The sequence below is a fragment of the Achromobacter pestifer genome (assembly GCF_013267355.1).
Taxonomy (GTDB): domain Bacteria; phylum Pseudomonadota; class Gammaproteobacteria; order Burkholderiales; family Burkholderiaceae_B; genus Achromobacter; species Achromobacter pestifer_A.
Window position 1 is genome coordinate 342,365 of sequence record NZ_CP053985.1, and the last position, 22,777, is coordinate 365,141.

21 protein-coding genes are annotated in these 22,777 nt (G+C 65.2%); 2 read left to right on the plus strand and 19 right to left on the minus strand.

Annotated features, from left to right (window positions below; all coding sequences use genetic code 11):
- Nucleotides 1–3: 3 nt before the first annotated feature.
- From hflK to ndk, 12 genes are all read right to left on the minus strand, one after another.
- The gene (gene hflK / locus FOC84_RS02020) at nucleotides 4–1,302 is read right to left on the minus strand and encodes an FtsH protease activity modulator HflK (protein WP_173142962.1); all 1,299 of its coding nucleotides are present in this window, start codon (nucleotides 1,300–1,302) and stop codon (nucleotides 4–6) included.
- Nucleotides 1,268–2,374, minus strand: a complete 1,107-nt coding sequence (hflX, locus tag FOC84_RS02025) for a GTPase HflX (protein WP_173142963.1) — start codon at nucleotides 2,372–2,374, stop codon at nucleotides 1,268–1,270. The genes hflK and hflX overlap by 35 nt, the downstream gene beginning before the upstream one ends.
- A gap of 84 nt (nucleotides 2,375–2,458) precedes the next feature.
- On the minus strand, nucleotides 2,459–2,695 hold the full coding sequence (gene hfq, locus FOC84_RS02030; RefSeq protein WP_006218585.1) for an RNA chaperone Hfq: 237 nt from the start codon (nucleotides 2,693–2,695) through the stop codon (nucleotides 2,459–2,461).
- Nucleotides 2,696–2,850: 155 nt separating this feature from the next.
- Complete coding sequence (gene hisC / locus FOC84_RS02035; RefSeq protein WP_173142964.1) at nucleotides 2,851–3,924, minus strand: histidinol-phosphate transaminase; 1,074 nt, start codon at nucleotides 3,922–3,924, stop codon at nucleotides 2,851–2,853.
- Between the two features lie 3 nt (nucleotides 3,925–3,927).
- A complete protein-coding gene (gene der, locus FOC84_RS02040) occupies nucleotides 3,928–5,280 on the minus strand; it encodes a ribosome biogenesis GTPase Der (RefSeq protein ID WP_173142965.1) in 1,353 nt (450 codons plus the stop codon).
- A 25-nt stretch (nucleotides 5,281–5,305) separates the two neighbouring features.
- The gene (gene bamB / locus FOC84_RS02045; protein ID WP_173142966.1) at nucleotides 5,306–6,463 is read right to left on the minus strand and encodes an outer membrane protein assembly factor BamB; all 1,158 of its coding nucleotides are present in this window, start codon (nucleotides 6,461–6,463) and stop codon (nucleotides 5,306–5,308) included.
- Between the two features lie 5 nt (nucleotides 6,464–6,468).
- Complete coding sequence (locus FOC84_RS02050) at nucleotides 6,469–7,107, minus strand: YfgM family protein (RefSeq protein ID WP_173142967.1); 639 nt, start codon at nucleotides 7,105–7,107, stop codon at nucleotides 6,469–6,471.
- A 3-nt stretch (nucleotides 7,108–7,110) separates the two neighbouring features.
- Nucleotides 7,111–8,397: a histidine--tRNA ligase gene (gene hisS, locus FOC84_RS02055; protein ID WP_173142968.1), complete on the minus strand. Its 1,287-nt coding sequence runs from the start codon at nucleotides 8,395–8,397 to the stop codon at nucleotides 7,111–7,113.
- Between the two features lie 54 nt (nucleotides 8,398–8,451).
- Nucleotides 8,452–9,738: a flavodoxin-dependent (E)-4-hydroxy-3-methylbut-2-enyl-diphosphate synthase gene (ispG, locus tag FOC84_RS02060; protein ID WP_173142969.1), complete on the minus strand. Its 1,287-nt coding sequence runs from the start codon at nucleotides 9,736–9,738 to the stop codon at nucleotides 8,452–8,454.
- Between the two features lie 16 nt (nucleotides 9,739–9,754).
- Nucleotides 9,755–10,249: a helix-turn-helix domain-containing protein gene (locus FOC84_RS02065; protein WP_173142970.1), complete on the minus strand. Its 495-nt coding sequence runs from the start codon at nucleotides 10,247–10,249 to the stop codon at nucleotides 9,755–9,757.
- Nucleotides 10,246–11,400 (minus strand): 23S rRNA (adenine(2503)-C(2))-methyltransferase RlmN, encoded by a 1,155-nt coding sequence (gene rlmN / locus FOC84_RS02070; protein ID WP_088139580.1) that lies wholly within the window; start codon nucleotides 11,398–11,400, stop codon nucleotides 10,246–10,248. Before rlmN ends, FOC84_RS02065 begins: the two co-directional genes overlap by 4 nt.
- A 44-nt stretch (nucleotides 11,401–11,444) precedes the next feature.
- Complete coding sequence (ndk, locus tag FOC84_RS02075) at nucleotides 11,445–11,870, minus strand: nucleoside-diphosphate kinase (RefSeq protein WP_088139578.1); 426 nt, start codon at nucleotides 11,868–11,870, stop codon at nucleotides 11,445–11,447.
- Between the two features lie 340 nt (nucleotides 11,871–12,210).
- Between ndk and FOC84_RS02080 the strand changes: the two genes are divergently transcribed.
- A complete protein-coding gene (locus FOC84_RS02080; RefSeq protein WP_173142971.1) occupies nucleotides 12,211–15,105 on the plus strand; it encodes a valine--tRNA ligase in 2,895 nt (964 codons plus the stop codon).
- 120 nt (nucleotides 15,106–15,225) lie between these two features.
- On the opposite strand, the gene trmD is transcribed toward FOC84_RS02080, so the two are convergent.
- From trmD to rpsP, 3 genes are all read right to left on the minus strand, one after another.
- Nucleotides 15,226–16,050, minus strand: a complete 825-nt coding sequence (gene trmD / locus FOC84_RS02085) for a tRNA (guanosine(37)-N1)-methyltransferase TrmD (protein ID WP_173142972.1) — start codon at nucleotides 16,048–16,050, stop codon at nucleotides 15,226–15,228.
- On the minus strand, nucleotides 16,050–16,667 hold the full coding sequence (gene rimM, locus FOC84_RS02090) for a ribosome maturation factor RimM (protein ID WP_173142973.1): 618 nt from the start codon (nucleotides 16,665–16,667) through the stop codon (nucleotides 16,050–16,052). Before rimM ends, trmD begins: the two co-directional genes overlap by 1 nt.
- A gap of 79 nt (nucleotides 16,668–16,746) precedes the next feature.
- Nucleotides 16,747–17,007, minus strand: a complete 261-nt coding sequence (rpsP, locus tag FOC84_RS02095) for a 30S ribosomal protein S16 (protein ID WP_173142974.1) — start codon at nucleotides 17,005–17,007, stop codon at nucleotides 16,747–16,749.
- A 429-nt stretch (nucleotides 17,008–17,436) separates the two neighbouring features.
- Between rpsP and FOC84_RS02100 the strand changes: the two genes are divergently transcribed.
- Entirely contained in the window at nucleotides 17,437–18,018 is a 582-nt protein-coding gene (locus FOC84_RS02100) for a hypothetical protein (RefSeq protein ID WP_173142975.1), read from the plus strand.
- Between the two features lie 76 nt (nucleotides 18,019–18,094).
- Here the strand turns inward: FOC84_RS02100 and FOC84_RS02105 are convergent, their stop codons facing one another.
- The 4 genes from FOC84_RS02105 to FOC84_RS02120 all read right to left on the minus strand — a co-directional run bounded on the left by FOC84_RS02105 (nucleotide 18,095) and on the right by FOC84_RS02120 (nucleotide 22,757).
- Nucleotides 18,095–18,364, minus strand: a complete 270-nt coding sequence (locus FOC84_RS02105; RefSeq protein ID WP_173142976.1) for a sulfurtransferase TusA family protein — start codon at nucleotides 18,362–18,364, stop codon at nucleotides 18,095–18,097.
- Nucleotides 18,364–20,988, minus strand: a complete 2,625-nt coding sequence (gene alaS / locus FOC84_RS02110; RefSeq protein ID WP_173142977.1) for an alanine--tRNA ligase — start codon at nucleotides 20,986–20,988, stop codon at nucleotides 18,364–18,366. The genes FOC84_RS02105 and alaS overlap by 1 nt, the downstream gene beginning before the upstream one ends.
- An 81-nt stretch (nucleotides 20,989–21,069) precedes the next feature.
- The gene (locus tag FOC84_RS02115; RefSeq protein WP_173142978.1) at nucleotides 21,070–22,119 is read right to left on the minus strand and encodes a prepilin; all 1,050 of its coding nucleotides are present in this window, start codon (nucleotides 22,117–22,119) and stop codon (nucleotides 21,070–21,072) included.
- Between the two features lie 17 nt (nucleotides 22,120–22,136).
- Nucleotides 22,137–22,757, minus strand: coding sequence for a type 4 pilus major pilin (locus FOC84_RS02120; protein ID WP_173142979.1), 621 nt, complete (start codon nucleotides 22,755–22,757; stop codon nucleotides 22,137–22,139).
- Nucleotides 22,758–22,777 lie beyond the last annotated feature (20 nt).

Genomic DNA, 22,777 nt, shown 5'->3' on the forward strand with positions numbered 1-22,777 from the left:
GGGTTAGCGCGACGTACGGTCGCGGGGCAGCGTGTTGCTATTGCTGCTGCCGGAAGGCTGAGGCGCCGGCGCGGCGCTGCCGCGAGCCGGCGACTGCGCGGGCGGAGCCAGTGTGGGCGAACCCGAACCGGCGACACCGGACTTGCTGGCGTCCTGAGCGGCCAGATGCATGATCTTGTCCAAGGGCAGGTACAACATATTGTTGTTGCTCTTGGTGTCGACCATGACCTTGCTGGCGCGCGTGAAGATCTCCTGCATGCTTTCCAGGTACATGCGCTGGCGCATGACTTGCGGCGACTTCTCGTATTCGCCGAGGACGCTGGTGAAGCGCGAGGAATTACCCTGCGCATCGCCGACGACCTTGGCCTTGTAGCCTTCGGCCTGTTCGGTCATGCGCGACGCCTGGCCGCTGGCCAGCGGCACGACCTGGTTGGCGTAGGCCTGCCCTTCGTTGATCTGGCGCTCGCGGTCCTGGCCTGCCTTGACGGCGTCATCGAACGCGGCCTGCACCTGTTCCGGCGGCTGCACGTTCTGGATGGCGACAGTGCTGACCTGCACGCCGGTCTGGTAGCGGTCCAGGATCTGCTGCATCAGGGTCTGCACTTGCGTGGCCACCGTGGTGCGGCCTTCGTAGAGCACGAAGTCCATCGACTGCTTGCCCACGACTTCGCGCATGGCCGTCTCCGACGCCTGGCGGACGGATTCATCGGGATCACGCGTCATGAAGAGGTAATCGGGCGCACCGTCGGCACGCAGGCGATACTGGACGACGAACTGCATGTCGACGATGTTCTCGTCCGTCGTGAGCATCAGCGCTTCAGGCAAGACCTTGTTGCGCGCGCCGCCACGGAAACCGACCTCAAACGTGCGCAGCTGCGACACGTTGACCATTTCGTGGCTCTGGATGGGATACGGCATGCGCCATTGGAAACCGGCTTGCGACGTCGACTTGTACTTGCCGAACTGTGTCACGACCGCGACCTGGCCTTCCTGCACGATGTAGAAACCGCTGGCCAGCCAGATGCCGGCCGCGACCAGGGCGATGACGCCCAGGCCGATGCGCGCACCGCGCGGCGACGGCGGCTTCATGCCGCCGCGGTTGCCCGGGCGGTTATTGCCGCCCCCGCCCTTGCGCCCGAACAGGGATCCGATGCGATTGTTGAAATCGCGCCAGACCTCGTCCAGGTCGGGTGGGCCGTCTCCGTTGCCTTGAGGCCGCTTGGGCGGCGGCTCGGAGCCATTGTTGTTCCCACGACCCCAGCCGGGGTCATTCAGATTGAAGAGTTTGATAATTCGCGGCATTGTTTCCCACAATCTGTCCGGTTTCCGCAATTGCCCCGCGCAACGCATCCAAACCGGCGCGCTCGGTGGCGCTTACAAATACTCGCGCAATCGTACCATGTGCGTCGCGTTCCACCCGCGGTTCCAATCCGGCCAGATCTATCTTGTTGTATACGAGAATGGTGGGAATGGCGGCCGCGCCGATCTCTGCCAGAACCTTGTTGACCTCGAAGATCTGTTCGTCGCGCTGCGGGCTGGCGGCATCGACCACGTGCAGCAGCAGGTCGGCGTGCACGGTTTCTTCCAGGGTGGCGCGGAACGCCGCAATCAGGCCGTGAGGCAGGTCGCGGATGAAGCCGACCGTGTCGGACACCACCACCGAGCCAGCCCCTTCGATCCAGATGCGGCGCGTGGTCGTGTCCAGGGTGGCGAACAACTGGTCGGCGGCATAGGCGTCGGCGCGCGTCAGGGCGTTGAACAAGGTGGACTTGCCGGCGTTGGTATAGCCGACCAGCGACACCGACAGCACGCCGCCGCGGGCGCGCGCCCGGCGCTGGGTCACGCGCTGGCGCTCTACCCTGTCCAGCCGCTCGCGCAGCAGCTTGACCTTGGCGCCGATCATGCGGCGGTCCATTTCGAGCTGGGATTCGCCCGGCCCGCGCATGCCGATGCCGCCGCGTTGACGCTCCAAGTGGCTCCACATGCGGGTCAGGCGCGTGGCCAGATGCTGCAGCTGCGCCAGTTCGACCTGCAGCTTGCCTTCATGGCTTTTCGCCCGCAGGGCGAAGATGTCGAGGATAAGCGCGACGCGATCCACCACGCGCAAGTTGAAGGCGCGCTCCAGGTTGCGTTGCTGGGCGGGGGACAGCGGCTGGTCGAACAGGACGATATCCGCCAGCAGCGCCTGGGCCATCGCCACGCCTTCATCGGCCTTGCCTGAACCGATGAAGAATTTGGCGTCGGGCCGGTCGCGCCGAGCCGTCAAGGTGCCGACGACTTCCGCGCCAGCGCCCTTGGCCAGCATGGTGAATTCCTCGGCATGGGCCGCGAAGTCCGGATCTCCCAGATCCACGCTGATAATCAAAGCGCGCATACATGCACCATATTGGAGCCAAAGCGAAAATGCCCGCCGACGAGGACCGTCCGGCGGGCAATAAAAGGTAAAGCTGGAGCGAGATTACTCAGCAGGGACTTCCACCTGAAAATTCACGGCGCGCGCGGGAACGACGGTCGAAATGGCGTGCTTGTAGACCATTTGCGTGACCGTATTGCGCAGCAGCACCACGTACTGGTCGAAGGATTCGATTTGCCCTTGAAGCTTGATACCGTTCACCAGGTAGATCGACACGGGCACATGGTCCTTGCGCAGCGTGTTCAGGAACGGATCTTGCAGAGTTTGCCCTTTATTGCTCATTGGCCAGGCTCCATTGTTTGTTATTGAGTGGTGGCGTACTTCTGTACTGGTGGCGTACGCCGAAACTTGTACTCTACAGGGTTTTCCCGGCCCGTGCTACTTGGCCGGAATGCAAAAGTGACACCAGAGTTTTCCAACGGGAAAGCCCCGGCCGCTCACGCCTGCAGAACCTCCGCAAGCGCCTTCAGAAGCAGCTCGCACTGCTCGTCGGTGCCCACGGTAATGCGCAGAAACTGGTCGATGCGTTCATGGCGGAAATGGCGCACGATGATGCTGCGTTCTCGCAAGGAGGCAGCCAGGCCCGCAGCATCCCTGGAGGGGTGCCGCGCGAACACGAAATTCGCAGCCGACGGCAGCACCTCGAAACCCAGGGACTCCAGGCCCGCCGTCATCCGCGACCGGGTTTCGATCACAGCCTGGCGAGTCCGTTCAAAGTACTCCGCATCTTCCAGGGCCGCTACCGCGCCGGCGGATGCCAGACGATCGATGGGATAGGAGTTGAAACTGTTCTTTACACGCTCCAGCCCGTCGATAAGCTCGGCGCTGCCCACGGCGAAACCGACGCGCAGCCCCGCCAGCGAACGCGACTTGGACAGCGTCTGCACAACCAGCAGGTTGTCGTAGCTGTCGACCAAAGGAATGACGGACTCTCCGCCAAAATCCACATAGGCTTCATCCACCACGACGACCGCGTCGGGGTTGCCGGCCACGATGCGCTCGACCTCCGCCGCGCTGAGCGCGCGGCCGGTGGGCGCATTGGGATTCGGGAAGATGATGGCGCCTGCCTGCCCCTTGCTGCCGGGCAGATAATCGTCGACGTCGATACGGAAATCGGACGTCAGCGGTACCGTTTCGTACTGGATGCCGTACAGGCCGCAATAGACCGGATAGAAGCTGTAGGTGATGTCCGGGAAACGCAGCGGCCGCTCATGCTTCAACAGCGCCAGGAACACGTGCGCCAGTACCTCGTCGGAACCGTTGCCCACGAAGACCTGGCCCGGTTGCACGCCGACCGTGCCGGCGATGGCCTGCCGCAGGCGGTCGGACGAAGGGTCCGGATAGAGCTTGAGCGTGTCGTCGCAGGCCGAGCGGATCGCGTCGAGCACCCTGGGCGACGGGCCGTAGGGATGCTCGTTGGTGTTCAACTTGACCAGGTTCTGAAGCTTGGGCTGCTCGCCCGGGACATACGGACTGAGCGTCCCGACCACGGGACTCCAGAAGCGGCTCATGGATCAGCTTTCCTGCGCGTAGGGGTTGTGCGAAGACTTGAATTCGATGCGCAGCGGCGTGCCGGCCAGATCGAACGCGTTACGGAAGCGCGTTTCCAGGTAGCGGCGGTAGGAATCCGGAATGGCGTCCAGCGCGTTGCCGTGAATGACGACCAGCGGGGGGTTCTGTCCGCCCTGGTGCGCATAGCGCATCTTCGGCCGGAAGATGCCCTTGCGGGGCGGCGGCTGCTGCTCGACGGCGGTCTGCAGCTCGCGCGTCAGCTTGGGGGTGGACAGCTTGGCGAAGGCCGCGGCATGCGCCGCGTTGATGGACTTGAGCAGAGGCTTCACGCCCTGCCCCCGCAAAGCCGAAATGGTGTGCATGCGCGCGAACGACAGGAAGCGCAGCTTGCGCTCGAACTCGCGTTCGATACGCTCCTTGGCTTCACCGTCCAGGCCGTCCCACTTGTTGATGGCCACGACCACGGCGCGCCCCGTTTCCAGCACGAAGCCGGCGATATGGGCGTCCTGCTCCGAAATTTCGGTTTGCGCGTCCAGCATCAGCAGCACCACGTTGCTGGCCTCGATGGCCTGCAGCGTCTTGATGACGGAGAACTTTTCGACCGCCTCGAACACCTTGCCGCGCTTGCGCAGGCCCGCGGTGTCGATCAGCGTGTAGCGGCGGCCGTCGCGTTCGAAGTCGATCTCGATGGCGTCGCGGGTCGTGCCCGGCATGTCGAACGCGATCACGCGCTCTTCGCCCATCAGGGTATTGATGAGCGTGGACTTGCCGACGTTGGGACGGCCGACGATGGCCAGCTTGATACGGTGATCGTGCTCGCCCTCTTCGGGCGCGCCCTCTTCGGCCGGCGGTTCGGCCAAGTCCTGGAGGGCCAGCTCGATCAGGTCGACGATGCCGTCGCCGTGCGCCGCCGAAATCGGATAGGGCTGCCCCAGTCCGAGTTCATGGAATTCGGAGATGGCCGAACCGGCGCCCATGCCTTCCGCCTTGTTCACCGCCAGCAGCACGCGCTGCTGGCCGGATTTTCGCAGCAGCTGGGCGATTTCGTGGTCATGGGCATTGATGCCCGCGCGGGCATCCACCAGGAACACCACGACGTCGGCCTCGGCAATGGCCTGCCGGGTCTGGCGGGCCATCTCCAGCAGGATGCCGTCCTTGGCGACGGGTTCGAAACCACCGGTATCGATGGCGATGAAGGGGATCTCGCCTACCCTGCCCTCGCCGTAATGGCGATCGCGGGTCAGGCCGGAATAATCGGCCACCAGCGCGGCGCGCGATCGCGTCAGGCGGTTGAATAGGGTCGACTTTCCCACGTTGGGACGGCCGACCAGGGCGACGACAGGCTTGAAAGACACGGTGTAAGGCTTTGTTCTATAGGTTTTAGTTGGCGCCGATCAGGACGAGGTTGCCATTACCCGTCTGAACCAGCACTCCCTGGGAAGTCGTCTGCGGCGGCGAAACCACGGGACCACCGCCCACCGACAGGCGCGCCATCAGGCTGCCGTCGCTGCGCGACAGGAAATGCACGTAGCCGTCCAGGTCGCCGACTGCCAACGCACCGCCCAACAGGGCGGGCGCGGTGACCTGGCGGTTCTTCAATGCTGCCTGTTTCCATACATTCCCGCCATTATCCAACGCAAATGCGTTGACCACGCTGTTCTGGTCCGCCGCATAGGCGAAGCGCTCGTCCAGCGACAGGCCGCTGACGCTGGAGTAGTCCTTGGCCCACAACGGGCGGCCGCCGGCCGTGACGTCAAAGCAGACGATACGTCCCTGGTAGGCCACGCCGCAAAGCAGATTGCCCGCGATACGGGGCGCGCCGACCACGTCGGTCAGGCGCTCCAGGTCGCTGGCGCCGCGCGGCGTCGCGACAGTGCCTTCCCATTGCACGTTACCACTATTGGACGCGATGGCCATCAGCTTGCCGCCCGGCAGGCCGGTAATGACCAGGCCTTCGGCCAGGACCATCTGCGACACGCTGCGCAGGGCCAGCGAGGGGCCGGGACGCTGCACGTTCCAGACGCGCTCGCCGCTGTTGGCGTCGAAGGCCTGGATGCGGTAGTCGCCGCTGCGGACCACGACGATGCCATAGCCCACGACGGGCGGAATGGTCACGTCGCTGGTGGCCCGGACCTTCCACTTCACCTTGCCGGTGTCGTCGAAGGCGATGACATCGCCGTTCGGCGCGGCCACGGCGGTGGTGGTGCCGTCGCTGCCGGCGCCGGCAGACAACTTGCCGTCGACCTTGGCCTTCCAGATGGCGCGGCCGCTCTGCAGGTCGAACTTGCCGAGCGAGCCGTCGGGCGTGGCGGCGTAGACGGCGTCGCCCAGCACGGTGGGCGCGAAGCCCAGTCCCGAACCGCTGCCGACCGAGACGCTCCAGACCTGGCGCACGGACATGCCGGCCTTGTATTCGGTCAGAGGCGCGGGATCGTAGCGGCCGTCATCATTGGAAAACATGCCGCATCCGCCCAGGGCGAGCAAGCCCGCCAGGCAAACGGCGCCACGCCACGTACGACCAGGTGCAAATTTACGCATTACAGTCACGCTCCGCTCAGGGCATCCAGTTTCAGTTGCACAACCTGGGTCAGGGGATTTGCCGTACCCAGGCCATCAATGGCGCTTTGCCATGCGGCGCGCGCTTCCTCGCGCTTGCCTTGCGCGGCGAGGATATCGCCGCGGCGATCCGCGAACAAGGCAGCGAAGGCTGCCGGCGGATTGTTCAGTTGTGCCAAGGCCGGATCGTATTGCTTCTGGTCCAGCAACATGCCGGCCAGGCGCAGGCGCGCGACGGCCTGCATGGACGGGTTCTTGCCCTGGGCGGCCAGCCATTCCAGCTGCTCGCGGGCGCCGGCGTCGTCCTTCTGGGCCTGCAGCGCCTGGGCCGCCACCAGCGCACCCCGCGCAGCGTAGCCGGTGGACGGATATTGCTCGCGCAGCGTGGCCGCGGCGGTCTTGATGCGCACCGACGAGTCGGCGCCGCCCAGGCGGGCCGCGTCTTCCAGCGCTTCGAAGTAACCCATGGCCTGGTTGGCGCGGTGCGATTGATAGGCCTTCCAGCCCCACCAGCCGCCCCAGGCCAGCGCAACCGCCGCCACCAGCGTGACCATCAGGGTGCCGTAGCGCGCCCACCACGCCTTGATTGCGTCGAGTTTTTCCTGTTCTTCGAGATCGTATGCCATGCATTAACCCTTGTTATTCAATACGTCGGCCAATCCCGCCAACGGGACTTGCTGCTGGGCCGCTTCGCCCTGCGCATCGGCGCGCAGGAACTTGACGCTGGCGGTCTGCGCGGCCACTTCGTCGGCGCCAAGAATAACCGCAACCCGGGCGCCGCTGGCGTCGGCGCGCTTGAATTGCGACTTGAAGCCTGCGGAACCCGCGTGCACGATGACCGACAGGCCGGCATCGCGCAGGTCTTCACCGACCCGGGCGGCGAGGCGCTGCGCGTCTTCGCCCTGGTGCACGACGTAGACGTCGCACTCGGCTGGCGGGTCGACCTGCACGCTCTGCTCCCAGAGGTCCAGCAGGCGCTCCATGCCGATCGCAAAGCCCACGGCGGGCGCGGGCTTGCCGCCCAGCAGCTCGATCAGGCCGTCGTAGCGGCCGCCGCCGCACACGGTGCCCTGGGAGCCGAGGCGGTCGGTGACCCACTCGAACACCGTGAGGTTGTAGTAGTCCAGCCCGCGCACCAGGCGCGGATTCAGGCGGTACTCGATGCCGGCGTCGGCCAGGCGCTGGCACACGCCGTCGAAGTGCGCGCGCGACTCCTCGCCGAGGAAGTCGAACAGGCGCGGCGCGCTGTCGGCCATTTCCTGCATGGCGGGATTCTTGGTGTCCAGGACGCGCAGCGGGTTGCTGTACAGGCGGCGCTGGCCGTCTTCGTCCAGGATCTCGCGGTGCTTTTCCAGGTGCTCGATCAGGGCGGCGCGGTGGGCGGCGCGCTCGGCCGGCTGGCCCAGCGAATTCAGCTCCAGGCGCACGTCGGTCAGGCCCAAGAGCTTCCAGAGGCGCGCCAGCATGACGATGAGTTCGGCGTCCACGTCGGGACCGGCAAAGCCCAGGGCCTCGACGTCGATCTGGTGGAACTGGCGGTAGCGGCCGCGCTGCGGGCGCTCGTGGCGGAACACGGGGCCAATGGAATAGACGCGCTGCGGGCGGTCATAGAGCAGGTTGTGCTCGATGGACGCGCGCACGATGCCGGCGGTCATTTCCGGACGCATGGTCAGCGATTCGCCGTTGAGCGCATCGGTGAAGGTGTACATCTCTTTTTCGACGATGTCGGTCACTTCGCCGATGCCGCGCGCGAACAGGCGCGTATGCTCAAGCACGGGCGTGCGCGCATTGCGATAGCCGTAGCCGCGCAGCCAGCCGCGCACGATTTCCTCGAATTGTTCCCAGCGGGCGCTGGCCCCTGGCAACAGATCATTCATGCCGCGTATGGCGGCGACTTTCTGGAAAGCTTGAGTCATCTTGATCATGCCGCATCGCGCGCCGGCAAGCGCGCTAGCGGCCACACCCTTACTTTAATGAGAGGCGGGCGCGCCATAGCGGCGCGCAACGTAGTCTTCGACAATGGCCTGGAACTCTTCGGCAATATGGTCGCCCTTGAGCGTGACCGTGCGTTCGCCGTCGACGAAAACCGGCGCCGCCGGCACTTCGCCGGTGCCCGGCAGGCTGATGCCGATATCGGCATGGCGGCTTTCGCCCGGCCCGTTGACGACACAGCCCATGACCGCGACGTTCATGCTTTCGACACCGGGGTACTGAGCGCGCCAGAGCGGCATCTGACGCCGCAGGTAGGTCTGGATGCTGTCGGCCAGTTCCTGGAAGAACGTGCTGCTGGTGCGGCCGCAGCCGGGGCAGGCAACGACCATGGGCGTGAACGCACGCAGGCCCATGGTCTGCAGGATTTCCTGCGCCACGATCGCTTCGCGGCTGCGGTCGCCGCCGGGTTCGGGCGTGAGCGAAATGCGGATGGTGTCGCCGATGCCTTGCTGCAGCAGCACGGCCAGCGCGGCGGTGGAGGCCACGATGCCCTTGCTGCCCATGCCGGCTTCGGTGAGGCCCAGATGCAGCGGGTAGTCGCAACGCGCGGACAGGTCGCGATAGACCGCGATCAGGTCCTGCACGTGGCTGACCTTGCAGGACAGGATGATGGCGTCGCGCCGCAGGCCGAGTTCTTCGGCGCGCTGCGCATTGCTGATGGCGGACACGACCAGCGCGTCGCGCATCACGGCCTGCGCTTCCCAGGGCTGGGCGCGCTGGTTGTTTTCGTCCATTTTGCGCGCCATCAGCTCGTGATCCAGGCTGCCCCAATTCACGCCGATGCGCACCGGCTTGTCGTAGCGGCAGGCCACTTCGATCATCTGCGCGAAGTTGTCATCGCGCCGCTTGCCCCCGCCCATGTTGCCGGGGTTGATGCGGTACTTGGACAGCGCTTGCGCGCAGTCCGGAAACTGGGTCAGCAGCTTATGGCCGTTGTAGTGGAAATCGCCGACCAGCGGCACATTTACGCCCATGCGATCGAGCTGTTCGCGGATGGCGATGACCTCGCGCGCGGCTTCGGGGGTGTTCACCGTGATCCGCACCAGCTCGGAGCCGGCCTGGGCCAGCTCCTTGACCTGGATCGCGGTGGCAATGGCGTCCGCCGTGTCGGTGTTGGTCATGGACTGGACCACGACCGGGGCGTCGCCGCCGATCTTCACGACACGGTCGTCCCACTTCACCGTCACCGAACGCGTGGCACGGCGCTCGGCCGCCCCCACGGAGGGAGGCGGAGCGTCCTGGCAAGGCAGAGAAGATTCTTGCATCGGTGGAACCGGGTTGTTACTTGGCCGACTTCGGCAGCCAGTCCGACGGCAGCCAGTGCTGCGGCAACCAGCCTTGCCAGAAGGCATACGCCACGCCGGCGACCAGCACCAGCACGATGGCAATGAGCCAGCCCCAGGAGGTCGAGGACGAGCGGTCGTCGTCGGCGCCGGACTGGGGAATGGAATGCGCCGAATGCAGGGCGCCCGGGCTGAGCTTCACCGGGCCGGTGACGCGCGCCTTGGGATCGAGCGAATCGACGATGGCCTGCGAGTCCGCGCCCAGCAGACGCGCATAGTTGCGCACCAGGCCGCGCAGCGAAACGCCGGTGGGCAGGTTGGCCCACTGCTCGTTTTCCAGGGCTTCGATCTGCTTCGTGGAAAACTTGATGCGGCTAGACACTTCGTCGAGCGACCAGCCCTTGGACTGGCGCAGCGCGCGCAATGCCGAGCCGATGCCGCCCACAGCGCCAGCGGGCGTTTCTGAAACTGCAGAAGCGAAATCCTGCGTCATGCGTGCACCTGTTTAATTGGTATGGTCTGGCGCTGTGCGGCGTTCCGTTCGGTGATCCGGGTACGGTCGCGCACTTCTCCGGCCAGTTGGCCACAGGCCGCATCGATATCGTCGCCCCGGGTCTTGCGCACGGTGGTGATGATGCCGGCGTCCATCAGACGCTGGGCAAACACCTTCACCCGCGCCGAGTTCGAGCGCTTCAGGCCGGACTCGGGAAAGGGGTTGAACGGAATCAGATTGAGCTTGCAGCGCAGCTGGCGTGCAATTTGGATCAGTTCCTTGGCGTGCTGGTCGGTGTCGTTGATACCGTCCAGCATGCAGTATTCAAAAGTGATGAAGTCGCGCGGGGCGAACGCCAGATAGCGTTCGCAAGCAGCCAGCAGCTCCTTCAACGGGTACTTCTTGTTCAGCGGCACCAGCTCGTCGCGCAGCGCATCGTTGGGTGCGTGCAGCGAAACAGCCAGCGCCACGGGACAGTCCTGCGACAGCCGGTCCATCATGGGAACCACGCCGGAGGTGGAGACAGTGACGCGACGGCGCGACAGGCCATAGGCGTTGTCGTCCAGCATCAGGCGCAAGGCGGGCAGAACCTGGTCGTAGTTGAGCAGGGGTTCGCCCATGCCCATCATGACCACGTTGCTGATGACGCGGGTATCTTCGGTGGCGCGGGCGCTTTCCAGGCGGGCGGTGCCGATGTCGGCCTCCAGCACGCGCTTGGCCCACCACAGCTGGCCGATGATTTCGCTGGTCTTCAGATTGCGGTTGAAGCCTTGGTGTCCGGTCGAGCAGAAGCGGCAGTTCACCACGCATCCGGCCTGGCTGGAAATGCACAGCGTGCCGCGGTCGTCCTCGGGGATGAAGACGGTCTCGATGGCATTGCCCTGCCCGACGTCGAACAGCCACTTGCGGGTGCCGTCGGTCGAGCGCTGCTCGATGTTGACGGGCAGTGCCTCGATGCGGCAATGCTGCGCAAGCTGGCCGCGGAAATCGCGGGCCAGGTCGGTCATGGCGTCGAACGAATCGGCGCCGCGCTGGTGCATCCAGCGCTGCAACTGGCGAGCCCGAAACGGCTTGCCGCCCCACTTTCCGACCAGTTCGGACAGGGCGGAGCCGTCAAGCCCCAGTAGATTGATTCGTTCGACGGATTCCATGACCTGGGTAAAACTCAAAAGCTAGAACAGATGTTCCGCGAAAATCAACGGCTGTGGATGTTGATTTCGGGGAAGAAGAAGGCGATTTCGACAGCGGCCGTTTCCGGAGCGTCCGAGCCGTGCACGGCGTTGGCGTCGATGCTGTCGGCGAAGTCAGCGCGGATGGTGCCGGGAGCCGCCTTCTTGGGGTCCGTGGCGCCCATCAGGTCGCGGTTCTTCAGGATGGCGTCTTCGCCTTCCAGCGCTTGCACGAACACCGGGCCCGAGATCATGAAGTCGACCAGGTCCTTGAAGAAGGGGCGTTCCTTGTGCACGGCGTAGAAACGCTCGGCGTCGGCGCGCGACAGCTGGACCAGACGGGCGGCGATGACCTTCAGGCCGGCTTGCTCGAAACGGCCGACGATCTGGCCGATGACGTTCTTGGCGACGGCGTCGGGCTTGATGATCGAGAGGGTGCGTTGAATGGACATAAGAACTCCGAAAACTGATTTCTGACTGGTTTCTGATGAATTGCCTGGCGTGGCTCTGCGCTTGTCGGTATCACCCTTGAAGCGTCATCGCGCCGTTGGCGCACGGGCGGTCCGAAACGAATGCATGTTTCGGGCCGTCCCGAACCACTGGACCAAGGCAGGGATTCGACACTGCCTACCTGTCGGACTCACCCGGAATCCTCAATGAATTCAGGGACTTCTAAAAGGTTTACAGTAACCCGGTATTCTAACACGCTGAGAAGACCGCAATACATCTTAAAATGTGCGGTTTGCCGCCCGCACCCCTAGCCCGGGCGCCCCTGTTTGCCGGAACCCTGCAATGACTCAAGCTGCTCCCCCGAACGCCGCGAATGCCGCGAGCGACACCCAGGAACTCTCCAAGAGCTTCGAACCCTCCGAACTGGAATCCCGCTGGTACGCCGAGTGGGACAAGCGCGGGTACTTCCAGGCGGGCCAGCATGTAAAAACGGGGACCGAAAGCCAGCCCTACGTCATCCAGCTCCCGCCTCCCAACGTGACGGGCACCCTGCACATGGGCCACGCCTTCAACCAGACCATCATGGACGGCCTGGTGCGCTACCACCGGATGCTGGGCGACGACACCGTATTCATCCCGGGCACCGACCACGCCGGCATCGCCACGCAGATCGTGGTTGAAAGACAACTGGACGCCGAGAAGGTTTCCCGCCACGACCTGGGCCGCGAAAAATTCGTGGAAAAGGTGTGGGAATGGAAGGAAAAGTCCGGCAACGCCATTACCGGCCAGGTCCGCCGCCTGGGCGCCTCGGCCGACTGGCCGCGCGAATATTTCACCATGGACGACCGCATGTCGCGCGGCGTGGTGGAAACCTTCGTGCGCCTGCATAAACAGGGACTGATCTACCGCGGCAAGCGCCTGGTCAACTGGGACCCGAAGCTGCTGACCGCCGTATCCGACCTGGAAGTCCAGTCCGAGGAAACCGACGGCCACATGTGGCACATCCTCTACCCCTTCGTCGACGGCCCGCAAACCATCGTCGACAAGGACGGCCAGACGGTCACGCTGCGCGGCCTGACCATCGCCACCACCCGCCCGGAAACCATGCTGGCCGACGGCGCGCTGTGCGTGCACCCCGAGGACCCGCGCTACAAGCACCTGGTCGGCAAGGAAGTGGAGCTGCCGCTGTGCGACCGCAACATCCCCATCATCGCGGATGATTTCGTCGACCCGGACTTCGGCACGGGCTGCGTGAAGATCACCGGCGCCCACGACTTCAACGACTATGCCTGCGCGATGCGCCACGATCTGCCCCTGATCGTGATCTTCACGCTGGACGCCCACATCAACGAGAACGGCCCCAAGCAGTTCCAGGGCATGGAACGCTACCAGGCCCGCAAGGCCGTGGTGGCGCAGCTGGAAGCCGAGGGCTATCTGGTCAAGGTCGAGCCGCACAAGATGATGCAGCCCAAGGGCGACCGCACCGGCGTCGTGCTGGAGCCGATGCTGACGGACCAGTGGTTCGTGGCGATGAGCAAGCCCGCACCCGAAGGCACGCTGAACCCGGGCAAGAGCATTACCGAGGTCGCACTGGAAGTGGTGGCCGACGGCCGCATCCAGTTCTACCCGGACAACTGGACCACCATCTACAACCAGTGGCTCAACAACATCCAGGACTGGTGCATTTCGCGCCAGCTCTGGTGGGGCCATCAGATTCCCGCTTGGTACTCCGAGGACGGCCAGATCTTCGTGGCGCACGACGAAGCCGACGCCACGGCCCAGGCCCGCGCGGCCGGCGTGACCGGCGAACTCAAGCGCGACCCGGACGTGCTGGACACCTGGTTCTCGTCGGGCCTGGTGCCCTTCACCACGCTGGGCTGGCCGGAAAACACGCCGGACTTGCAGCGCTACCTGCCGTCCAGCGTGCTGGTCACGGGCTTTGACATCATTTTCTTCTGGGTGGCCCGCATGGTCATGCTGACCACCCACCTGACCGGCCAGATCCCGTTCAAGCACGTCTACGTGCACGGCCTGATCCGCGACGCGGACGGCCAGAAGATGAGCAAGTCCAAGGGCAATACGCTGGATCCGGTCGACCTGATCGACGGCATCGACCTGGACGGACTGGTGGTCAAGCGCACCTACGGCCTGATGAATCCCAAGCAGGCCGGCGCCATCGAGAAAGCCACGCGCCGCCAGTACCCGGACGGCATCCCGGCCTTCGGCACCGACGCGCTGCGCTTCACCATGGCCGCCTACGCCACGCTGGGCCGCAACATCAACTTCGACCTGAAACGCTGCGAGGGCTACCGCAACTTCTGCAACAAGCTGTGGAACGCCACGCGCTTCGTGCTGATGAACACCGAAGGCCACGACCTGACCGGCCCGGAAACTGGCGAAACATCCTTCGTGGACCGCTGGATCGTCAGCCAGCTGCAGGCGCTGGAGGCCGACGTGGCGCGCGGCTTTGCCGACTACCGCTTCGATAATGTCGCCAATTCGCTCTACCGCTACGTGTGGGACGAGTACTGCGACTGGTATCTGGAACTGGCCAAGGTCCAGATCCAGACCGGCACGCCGGCCCAGCAGCTGGGCACGCGCCGCACGCTGATCCGCGTGCTGGAAGGCGTGCTGCGCCTGGCGCACCCGATCATTCCGTTCATCACGGAAGAGCTGTGGCAAAAGGTGTCGCTGGTGGCCGGCAAGCGCAAGGAAGGCGTCGCTGACAGCGTCAGCGTCCAGCCCTACCCGCAGGCCAACCCCGCCGCGGTCGACACTGCCGCCGAAGCCGACGTCGCCGAACTGAAAGCCCAGGTCGAAGCCGTGCGCGCACTACGCGGCGAGATGAACCTGTCGCCCGCCCAGAAGGTCCCGCTGTGCGCCCAGGGCGATGCGCCCACCCTGACCCGCAACGCGCCATACCTGGCCGCCCTGGCCAAGCTGAGCCAGGTCGACGTGCTCGACGCCCTGCCCGACGCCGGCGCGCCGGTCCAGGTCGTGGGCGCAAGCCGCCTGATGCTGCACGTCGAAGTCGACGTGGCGGCGGAACGCGTGCGCCTGGACAAGGAAATCGCGCGCCTGGAAGGCGAGATCGCCAAGGCCAACGGCAAGCTGTCGAACGCCAGCTTCGTCGAACGCGCGCCGGCCGCCGTGGTCGAACAGGAAAAGGCGCGCATGGCGCAATTCGGCGAGACGCTGGAAAAGGTACGCGAACAGCGCACCAAACTGGGCAACTGAACCCAATCGCTGAGCTGAAAGCAAAAAAACCCCGGACGCTGTTCCGGGGTTTTTGTTTGCCTGTCACGGCAAGACATGCCCGGCGCAGGGATCGCCGGCAAACATGCGGTCAAAGAAGTTTCAGGAAGCCTTGGGCGGCTTGGGCCGGGACGGCCGGCGCCGCTTGGCCGGCTCGGGCAAAGGAGTACCCGCCAGCTCGGCCAGATAGCGCTCATCGGCCAGGGTCAACACCCCTTTTTCGCGGGCAGCCTCGATCAGCTCGGGACGCCGGGTAACAGTCAGCTCGAGCGAACGCTCACGCCGCCAGCGGGAGATGTTCGCGTGATGCCCGCTAAGCAGGGGCGCTGGCACAGACTCGCCCTCATAGACCTCGGGCCGCGTGTAGTGCGGACTGTCCAGCAGGCCCGACAACGCGTCGTTGAATGAGTCCTGCAGCGCGGATTCGCCATCGTTGAGCACGCCGGGCAACAGCCGCACGGCGGCGTCGATCACGGCGAGCGCGGCGATCTCGCCGCCCGACAGCACGAAATCGCCCAGCGAGATTTCCTGCGTGACGCAGCGCGCAATGAAACGCTGGTCCACGCCTTCGTAGCGGCCGCAAATGAGGATCAGACCCTCGCTTGCAGCCAGGGATTCGGCGCCCGCCTGATCGTAGCGCCGGCCGACCGGAGCCAGCAGCGCGACAGGGGCGCGGCCCAGGCCCAGCGCGGCGCGCGCTTCCTGGGCGGCATTGACGGCGGCTTCCAGAGGGCCCGCCATCATCACCATGCCGGGGCCGCCGCCGTAGGGGCGATCGTCCACGGTACGGTGCACGTCGTGCGTGAAATCGCGGGGATTCCAGGCATGCAGGGACCACCGGCCCTGGGCATGCGCCCGGCCGGTGACACCCAGGTCCCGCACCACCCCGAACATTTCGGGAAAGAGCGTAACGACGTCTATACGCATCAAATATCCGCCGGCCAGTCGCTGTCTATGCGACGAGCGGCCAGATCGACGGCGTGTATGTGCGCGCGCACGAACGGAACAAGCATTTCGGCGGGCCGGCCCTTGGCGTTCAGGACGGGCTCGGGGCCTTCAGCCCCAGCCTTTTGGCACAAGACCCTCAGAACGGCATGGGCGCCGTTATCGAGGACCTCGTCGACCACGCCCAGCAGCGCTGGCTCACCGTTGGCGCTGGTGTACAGCGCGCAACCAATGAGATCGACCCAGTAGTATTCGTCTTCCTCGGGCGCGGGGAAGGATCCCCGCGGCGCCTGCACGGAACAACCGCGCAGGGCTTCGGCCTGATCGCGATCCGCAATGCCCGCCAGCTGAGCCACCACGGTGGCCCCTTGCGAACGGGCTTGCACGACCTTGTATGCGACAGGCGCAGACGCGACAACGCCCCGCGCCAATTCAGGCACAGGGCGAGTCAACCACCATTGAGATGCTGAGAGCAGCACTTCGGCATTGGCCGAATGTGGCTGCACCTTGACCCAGCCTTTCACACCGTAGGCCGCACTGATGCGGCCCAGCTCGATCAAATCCGTCGGCGCCGCGTTGGAGGTTGCGGCATCAGGCATGTATCGTGCTCTTGGTAACTATGAAGCAGCTATGAATGGCAGCTGTTAAAGCGTAGAGCCAGGTATGCGACGCAGGCAATTAAGCCGCGGCGGAAACCTTGGCCGAGTACTCTTTGACCAGGCGCTCGACAGCGGGCGACAGTTGGGCGCCGTTGCCGGTCCAGTGCTGCACGCGGTCCAGCGCAATGCGCAGGTTTTCCGAGCCTTCGCTGGCTACGGGGTTGTAGAAACCCACGCGCTCGATGAAACGGCCGTCGCGACGGTTACGCGAATCGGTGGCCACCAGGTTGTAAAACGGACGCTTCTTGGACCCACCGCGGGCCAGGCGAATCACCACCATAGGTAATCCCTTGAATTAGTTGTGAAAAACGGGAAATTCTAGCACTTAAACAAGCCTGCTGGCAAATGGCCGTGCTGAATTGTGCGTAACGGCGCGATTTGTATCCTAAAACACCACATCCGGGTATTCTACAAACACCAAATACGGGCCGGGGCCCGCGCCGCAGTTCGAAGTGTAGCCGCCCTCCCCCTCCCGTGCCTGTCTTAGTGCGTAAGAACTCAGTGCGTGTGAAGAAATAACCCGATTGAGGAGATCGGTTTTATGTCGACCTACGCAAGGCCCCGCGCTTCGATCCTCCCTGCCGCCTGTCCACGGCGCCGCCACCGCACCTGCTTCAAGCCATCCTCCTGACGGCGGCCCGACCGCCGCCCGACTCTGCTTTTTTCAACGATTTTCCCCCAACTTCCTCTAACCGGAGGGTGCACCACCATGAAGAACCAGAAATCAGTCTTCACCCCTGTTGCGCGCCTGGCCCTGGCGGGCTTGCTGGCGGGTACGCTGGCCATGCCGCTCGCGGCCTCGGCCCGTGTCGTCGGCGCCGCCCTGACGACCGCCACCGGCAAGGTCACTGCGGTGGACCCCGCCACCCGAACCATCACGCTGCAGGGCGAAAACGGCAATAACGTGGACATCCAGGCCGGCCCCAACATCCGCAACTTCCAGCAGATCAAGCCCGGCGACACGCTGACGCTCGACTACTACGAGTCGGTGGCGGTGGACGTGCGCCCGGCCGGGTCCGGCATTCCTGAGGTCAAGACCGAAACCGCAACCACCCGCAGCGCCAAGGGAGCCATGCCAGCCGGCGCGGTCGGACGCCAGACCACCATCACTGCCGAGATTTGGCACATCAACAAGAGCGCCAATCTGGTTACCTTGAAAGGTCCGCAAGGCGGCAAGCGCACCATCCAGGTGCAGGATCCCGCCCTGCAAGCGCGCCTGCAGCAATTGAAGGAAGGCGATCTCGTGGATTTCACTATCACCCGGGCGGTCGCCGCAGCCATCCGCAAATAACGGACAGCACCATACAAACAGAAGGGCCCGCCTTGTGGCGGGCCCTTCTGCATTCCGTGCACGGCCGGCAGGCCGGTCAGCGCCGCCGCAGGAAATGCACGCCGCGGCCGTCAATCTCTTGTTGCGCGACCAGCACATTGCCGGTCTGGCGGGCGAACGCCTGGAAGTCACGGATCGCGTTGCGGTCCGTGGTGATGACGCGCAGCACCTCGCCGCTGGCCATCTGCGCCAGCGCCTTCTTGGCGCGCAGGATAGGCAAAGGGCAGGTCAGGCCGCTGGCATCGACTTCCTGCTCGAAGGACGGCGCCTGCGCGCCGCCATCAAGACCGGTATCCCCCCCGCTCATCACAGACGCTCGTCCACCCATTTCTGCACGCTGGCGATCGCCGCGGGCAAGGCTGCCAGGTCCGTGCCGCCGCCCATGGCCATGTCGGGACGGCCGCCGCCCTTGCCGCCCACCTGGGCCGCGACGAAGCCGACCAGGTCGCCTGCCTTGACGCGGTTGGTCAGGTCGGCGGTGACACCGCCCACCACGCTGATCTTGCCGTCGGCCGAACCCGTGGCCAGCAGCACGACTGCGGGCTTCAGACGGTCCTTCAGATTGTCGACCATGCCGCGCAAGGCCTTGGGATCCACGTCGCCGATGCTGGCGGCCAGGACCTTGATGCCCTTGACCTCAACCGCGGCGCTGGTCGCCAGGTCGTTGCCGGCGCTGGCGGCAAGCTTGTTGCGCGACTGTTCCAGATCCTTTTCGAGGCTCTTGACCTGTTCCTGCACCTGCGCGATGCGCGCCGGCAGATCCGCCGGCGTGCTGCGCAGCATGCCCGCAACCTGGGTCAGCAAGGCGTTCTGGTTCTGCACCCAGACCAGCGCGTTGTCGCCGGTGATGGCTTCGATGCGGCGCACGCCCGCGGCCACGCCGCCTTCGGACACGATCTTGAACAGGCCGATGTCGCCCGTGCGGCTGACGTGCGTGCCGCCGCAGAGTTCGCGCGAGAAACCGATGTCGAGCACGCGGACGGTATCGCCGTATTTTTCGCCGAACAGCGCCATGGCGCCGCCCTTGACGGCGTCGTCGTAGGCCATGACCTGGGCCACGGTGGGCTGGTTGGCCAGGATCTCGGCGTTGACGATGGCTTCGACGCGAACGATCTGCTCTGCCGTCAGCGGCGCATCCTGGGCGAAATCGAAGCGGGTCTTGTCGGGATCCACCAGCGAGCCGCGCTGCTGCACGTGCGCGCCCAGCACCTGGCGCAGCGCCTTGTGCATCAGGTGGGTAGCCGAGTGGTTGCGCACCGTGCGGGCGCGGCGGACCGCGTCCACGCGCGCAAGCAGCGTGTCGCCCACGGACAGCGTGCCGGACTCCAGCTCGCCGTGGTGGCCGAAGACGCCGGCCTGGATCTTCAGGGTATCGGCCACGGCGAAACGCACGCCGTCGGCTTCCAGCAGACCGGTATCGCCGACCTGGCCGCCCGACTCGGCGTAGAACGGAGTGGCGTCCAGCACGACGACCGCGCTCTGGCCTGCCTTGACCTGCTGGACCTGCGTGCCGTCCACGTACAGGGCCGTGACCTTGACGCCAGCCAGCTCCAGTTTTTCGTAGCCTTCGAAGCGCGTGTCCGCGCCTTCATAGCTCAGGCCTTCGGCCATCTTGAACTTGCCGGCGGCGCGAGCCTGGTCGCGCTGGCGTTCCATGGCGACCTCGAAGCCGGCCATGTCCACGTCCAGTTCGCGTTCGCGGCAAATGTCGGCCGTCAGGTCCACCGGGAACCCGTAGGTGTCGTACAGCGTGAACAGGGTCGTGCCGTCCAGTTGGCCGCCCTTGGGCACGTTGGCCAGGGCGGAATCCAGAATGCGCATGCCGTGTTCCAGCGTTTCGCCAAAGCGCTCTTCTTCCTGCTTGAGCACCTGGGCGACGCGGTCGGCCGTGGCGGCCAGTTCCGGATAGGCCTCGCCCATTTCGGCGACCAGGTCCGGCACCAGGCGGTGGAAGAACGGCTTGGTCTGGCCCAGCTTGTAGCCGTGGCGCAGCGCGCGGCGGACGATGCGGCGCAGCACGTAGCCGCGGCCTTCGTTGCTGGGGATCACGCCGTCGACGATCAGGAACGAGCAGGCGCGGATATGGTCGGCGATGACCTTGAGCGAGTTGTCTTCCAGGTTCTTGATGCCGGTTTCGCGCGCGGCGGCGGCGATCAGGTGCTGGAACAGATCGATTTCGTAGTTGGAATGCACGTCTTGCAGCACGGCTGCGATGCGCTCCAGGCCCATGCCGGTATCGACACAGGGACGCGGCAGGCGCGGCATGTTGCCGGCGGCATCGCGTTCGAACTGCATGAACACCAGGTTCCAGATCTCGATGTAGCGGTCGCCGTCTTCCTCGGGCGATCCCGGGGGGCCGCCCCAGATCTCGGGACCGTGGTCATAGAAGATTTCCGAGCACGGGCCGCAAGGACCGGTGTCGGCCATCTGCCAGAAGTTGTCCGACGCGTAGCGCGCGCCCTTGTTGTCACCGATGCGGATGATGCGCTCGGCCGGCACGCCGACTTCCTTGGCCCAGATGTCGTAGGCTTCGTCGTCTTCCTGGTAGACCGTGACCCAGAGCTTCTCGGCGGGCAGCTTGTAGACCTGCGTCAGCAGCTCCCAGGCGTACTGGATGGCGTCGCGCTTGAAATAGTCGCCGAAGCTGAAATTGCCCAGCATTTCGAAGAACGTATGGTGGCGGGCCGTATAGCCCACGTTCTCCAGGTCGTTGTGCTTGCCGCCGGCGCGCACGCTGCGCTGCGACGAGGTGGCACGCGTATAGGACCGCGATTCCTTGCCCGTGAAGACGTCCTTGAACTGGACCATGCCCGAATTGGTGAAGAGCAAGGTCGGGTCGTTGCCCGGGACGAGCGACGACGAGGGAACAATGGTGTGTCCCTTGGACTTGAAGAATTGCAGAAACTGCTGGCGAATCTCGGAGGATTTCATCGTGGGCGAAGCAGAATTTAGGCGAATCTTTGATTATAGAGGGTTGGCGGGCATCCCAGGAAAAGAGGCCTCGCGGCAGCCTCAGCGCACGCAGACGTAGCCCGTGGTCCAGCCTTCCATCTCGGTCCATTTGCCGCCGGCGGAAACAATCACGGCCTGGTAGCCGGCAGGACACGAGCACGCGCCAGTCCGAGGATTCGCAGTGGAGGTGCCGCTGAAATGGTAGCAACCCAGCGGGTAGTTGACGCTGTAAGCCCCGCCGAAACCACCGCTTGCCGGTCCCCACATCTGGGATTGGCACGTCAGCAGCTCTCCCTGCTCCGAGGTGGCCATGGTGCCGTTCGCAAAGCCGCATTGCTGCCCCGCGCTAGCACGCGCGCCGACCTTGAGGTAGGAACCCACCTGCGCCGAGGATGCAACGCTCAGATCCCCCTGCAGCTGCGGATCGCGCGTATCCCGGATCCTGACGTAGCGGTCCGGATCCAGCCCGCCAGCCCCGGCTCCCGCCCACAGGGCGAGCGTACCCGGCGCGTAGGCCGGCCCGCCAGACGCCAGGGGATTGGCGAAACTGAAGGCCGCGCCGCGCACCAGGCCCGGCGACGCCGGCCACACCGCCCCGCCATAACCACCGGCGGCCTCGATCACGGCGGCGATGCCGGTCAGATCCGGCGATTGCGTCCCCGTTTTCACCAACGGCGTGTCGCTATAGAGCAGCCCATCCACCCGGCAGCGTTCACCGGGGCACGCCTGCGGCCTGACAATCCTGATTTGCGCGGCGAAGCCCATGGCGGAACGGTCGGGAAAATCGGCAGGCAACAGCCCCACGCCGCGCAGTTCGCCCACGGTGGGCGCGAGCGGGTCCGCGAACAGCGGGTCCCCCTTTTCGCTGCGAGGTGCCTCCCCCTTGGCGAGGACTGCGGCATGCCGCGCCAGCAACTCGACTACCGCCAGGCGGATCTGCGTCATCCATGCGCCGGTGGCGCGGGCTGCGGCGTCCTCGATCCGCTGCACCACCTGGCCAGACGCCCAGATGGCCGCCATGGCGCTCAAGGCCAGCGCCACCACCAGACCCGGCAAAGAGAATCCGAGCTGAGGCAGCCGCGCCGCGGCGGCACGCGACCGAGCAGTCATGACACGCGCGAGCCCCCTCATTTTGCGACGAACACAAAGGTATTGACGTCGCCCGGACTGCACTGGGCCTGAGCCAAGGCCGCGCGGTAAGGCACGCTGGGCGTTGCGAACGCATCCTTCACGATCCTGAGGCCGCCTCCCCCGCCACCGATCGAGATGGTCTCCGACATCCGCTGCAGCACCGAGGCCAGCGACGGACATGCGGCCTGGCTGACATTGCTCAGCTTGATGGAGAATGCTGAACCCTGCCCCGCGCTGCCGAACGAGGCGGCCGCGACCTCGACCACCCCGTTGCCTCCGACGCCGCTGCCGCCCAGGCCATGGGCGATGCGCGCCGCGCCCCCAGTCCCGTCGACGGCCAGGACGCTGGATTCCCGCAGGGCATTGGCCATGGCGCCTGTGTCCAGGCCCGCGTAGGGCGTGACCCCGCCGCCTTGCGCATTGGTCTTCATGCTGGCGATGAAACGCTGCAATTCCTCGCCTACCTTGGGAACCTTGTTCTCAATCACGTAGGCGCCGATGGCCGGAATGCCGACGATCGCGATCAACAGAACGATGGCGGTGACAATGGACACTTCCATCAACGAAAAGCCGAGCTGCCGGCTTGCTCGGAATTGGACTGCATGAACATGGTGCATGGTTGCTTTCCTCGTGAGAT

What these genes read in the sequence shown, in the direction of transcription:
- ndk (WP_088139578.1), bottom strand. Translation starts at nt 11,870, where the DNA reads ATGTCCATTCAACGCACCCTCTCGATCATCAAGCCCGACGCCGTCGCC.
- hflX (WP_173142963.1), bottom strand. Translation starts at nt 2,374, where the DNA reads ATGCGCGCTTTGATTATCAGCGTGGATCTGGGAGATCCGGACTTCGCG.
- FOC84_RS02100 (WP_173142975.1), top strand. Translation starts at nt 17,437, where the DNA reads ATGAAGAACCAGAAATCAGTCTTCACCCCTGTTGCGCGCCTGGCCCTG.
- FOC84_RS02120 (WP_173142979.1), bottom strand. Translation starts at nt 22,757, where the DNA reads ATGCACCATGTTCATGCAGTCCAATTCCGAGCAAGCCGGCAGCTCGGC.
- hfq (WP_006218585.1), bottom strand. Translation starts at nt 2,695, where the DNA reads ATGAGCAATAAAGGGCAAACTCTGCAAGATCCGTTCCTGAACACGCTG.
- rlmN (WP_088139580.1), bottom strand. Translation starts at nt 11,400, where the DNA reads ATGGAATCCGTCGAACGAATCAATCTACTGGGGCTTGACGGCTCCGCC.
- rimM (WP_173142973.1), bottom strand. Translation starts at nt 16,667, where the DNA reads ATGCCTGATGCCGCAACCTCCAACGCGGCGCCGACGGATTTGATCGAG.
- ispG (WP_173142969.1), bottom strand. Translation starts at nt 9,738, where the DNA reads ATGCAAGAATCTTCTCTGCCTTGCCAGGACGCTCCGCCTCCCTCCGTG.
- trmD (WP_173142972.1), bottom strand. Translation starts at nt 16,050, where the DNA reads ATGCGTATAGACGTCGTTACGCTCTTTCCCGAAATGTTCGGGGTGGTG.
- bamB (WP_173142966.1), bottom strand. Translation starts at nt 6,463, where the DNA reads ATGCGTAAATTTGCACCTGGTCGTACGTGGCGTGGCGCCGTTTGCCTG.
- FOC84_RS02105 (WP_173142976.1), bottom strand. Translation starts at nt 18,364, where the DNA reads ATGAGCGGGGGGGATACCGGTCTTGATGGCGGCGCGCAGGCGCCGTCC.
- hisS (WP_173142968.1), bottom strand. Translation starts at nt 8,397, where the DNA reads ATGACTCAAGCTTTCCAGAAAGTCGCCGCCATACGCGGCATGAATGAT.
- FOC84_RS02050 (WP_173142967.1), bottom strand. Translation starts at nt 7,107, where the DNA reads ATGGCATACGATCTCGAAGAACAGGAAAAACTCGACGCAATCAAGGCG.
- rpsP (WP_173142974.1), bottom strand. Translation starts at nt 17,007, where the DNA reads ATGGTGGTGATTCGCCTGGCCCGCGGTGGGTCCAAGAAGCGTCCGTTT.
- FOC84_RS02115 (WP_173142978.1), bottom strand. Translation starts at nt 22,119, where the DNA reads ATGACTGCTCGGTCGCGTGCCGCCGCGGCGCGGCTGCCTCAGCTCGGA.
- hflK (WP_173142962.1), bottom strand. Translation starts at nt 1,302, where the DNA reads ATGCCGCGAATTATCAAACTCTTCAATCTGAATGACCCCGGCTGGGGT.
- hisC (WP_173142964.1), bottom strand. Translation starts at nt 3,924, where the DNA reads ATGAGCCGCTTCTGGAGTCCCGTGGTCGGGACGCTCAGTCCGTATGTC.
- alaS (WP_173142977.1), bottom strand. Translation starts at nt 20,988, where the DNA reads ATGAAATCCTCCGAGATTCGCCAGCAGTTTCTGCAATTCTTCAAGTCC.
- FOC84_RS02065 (WP_173142970.1), bottom strand. Translation starts at nt 10,249, where the DNA reads ATGACGCAGGATTTCGCTTCTGCAGTTTCAGAAACGCCCGCTGGCGCT.
- FOC84_RS02080 (WP_173142971.1), top strand. Translation starts at nt 12,211, where the DNA reads ATGACTCAAGCTGCTCCCCCGAACGCCGCGAATGCCGCGAGCGACACC.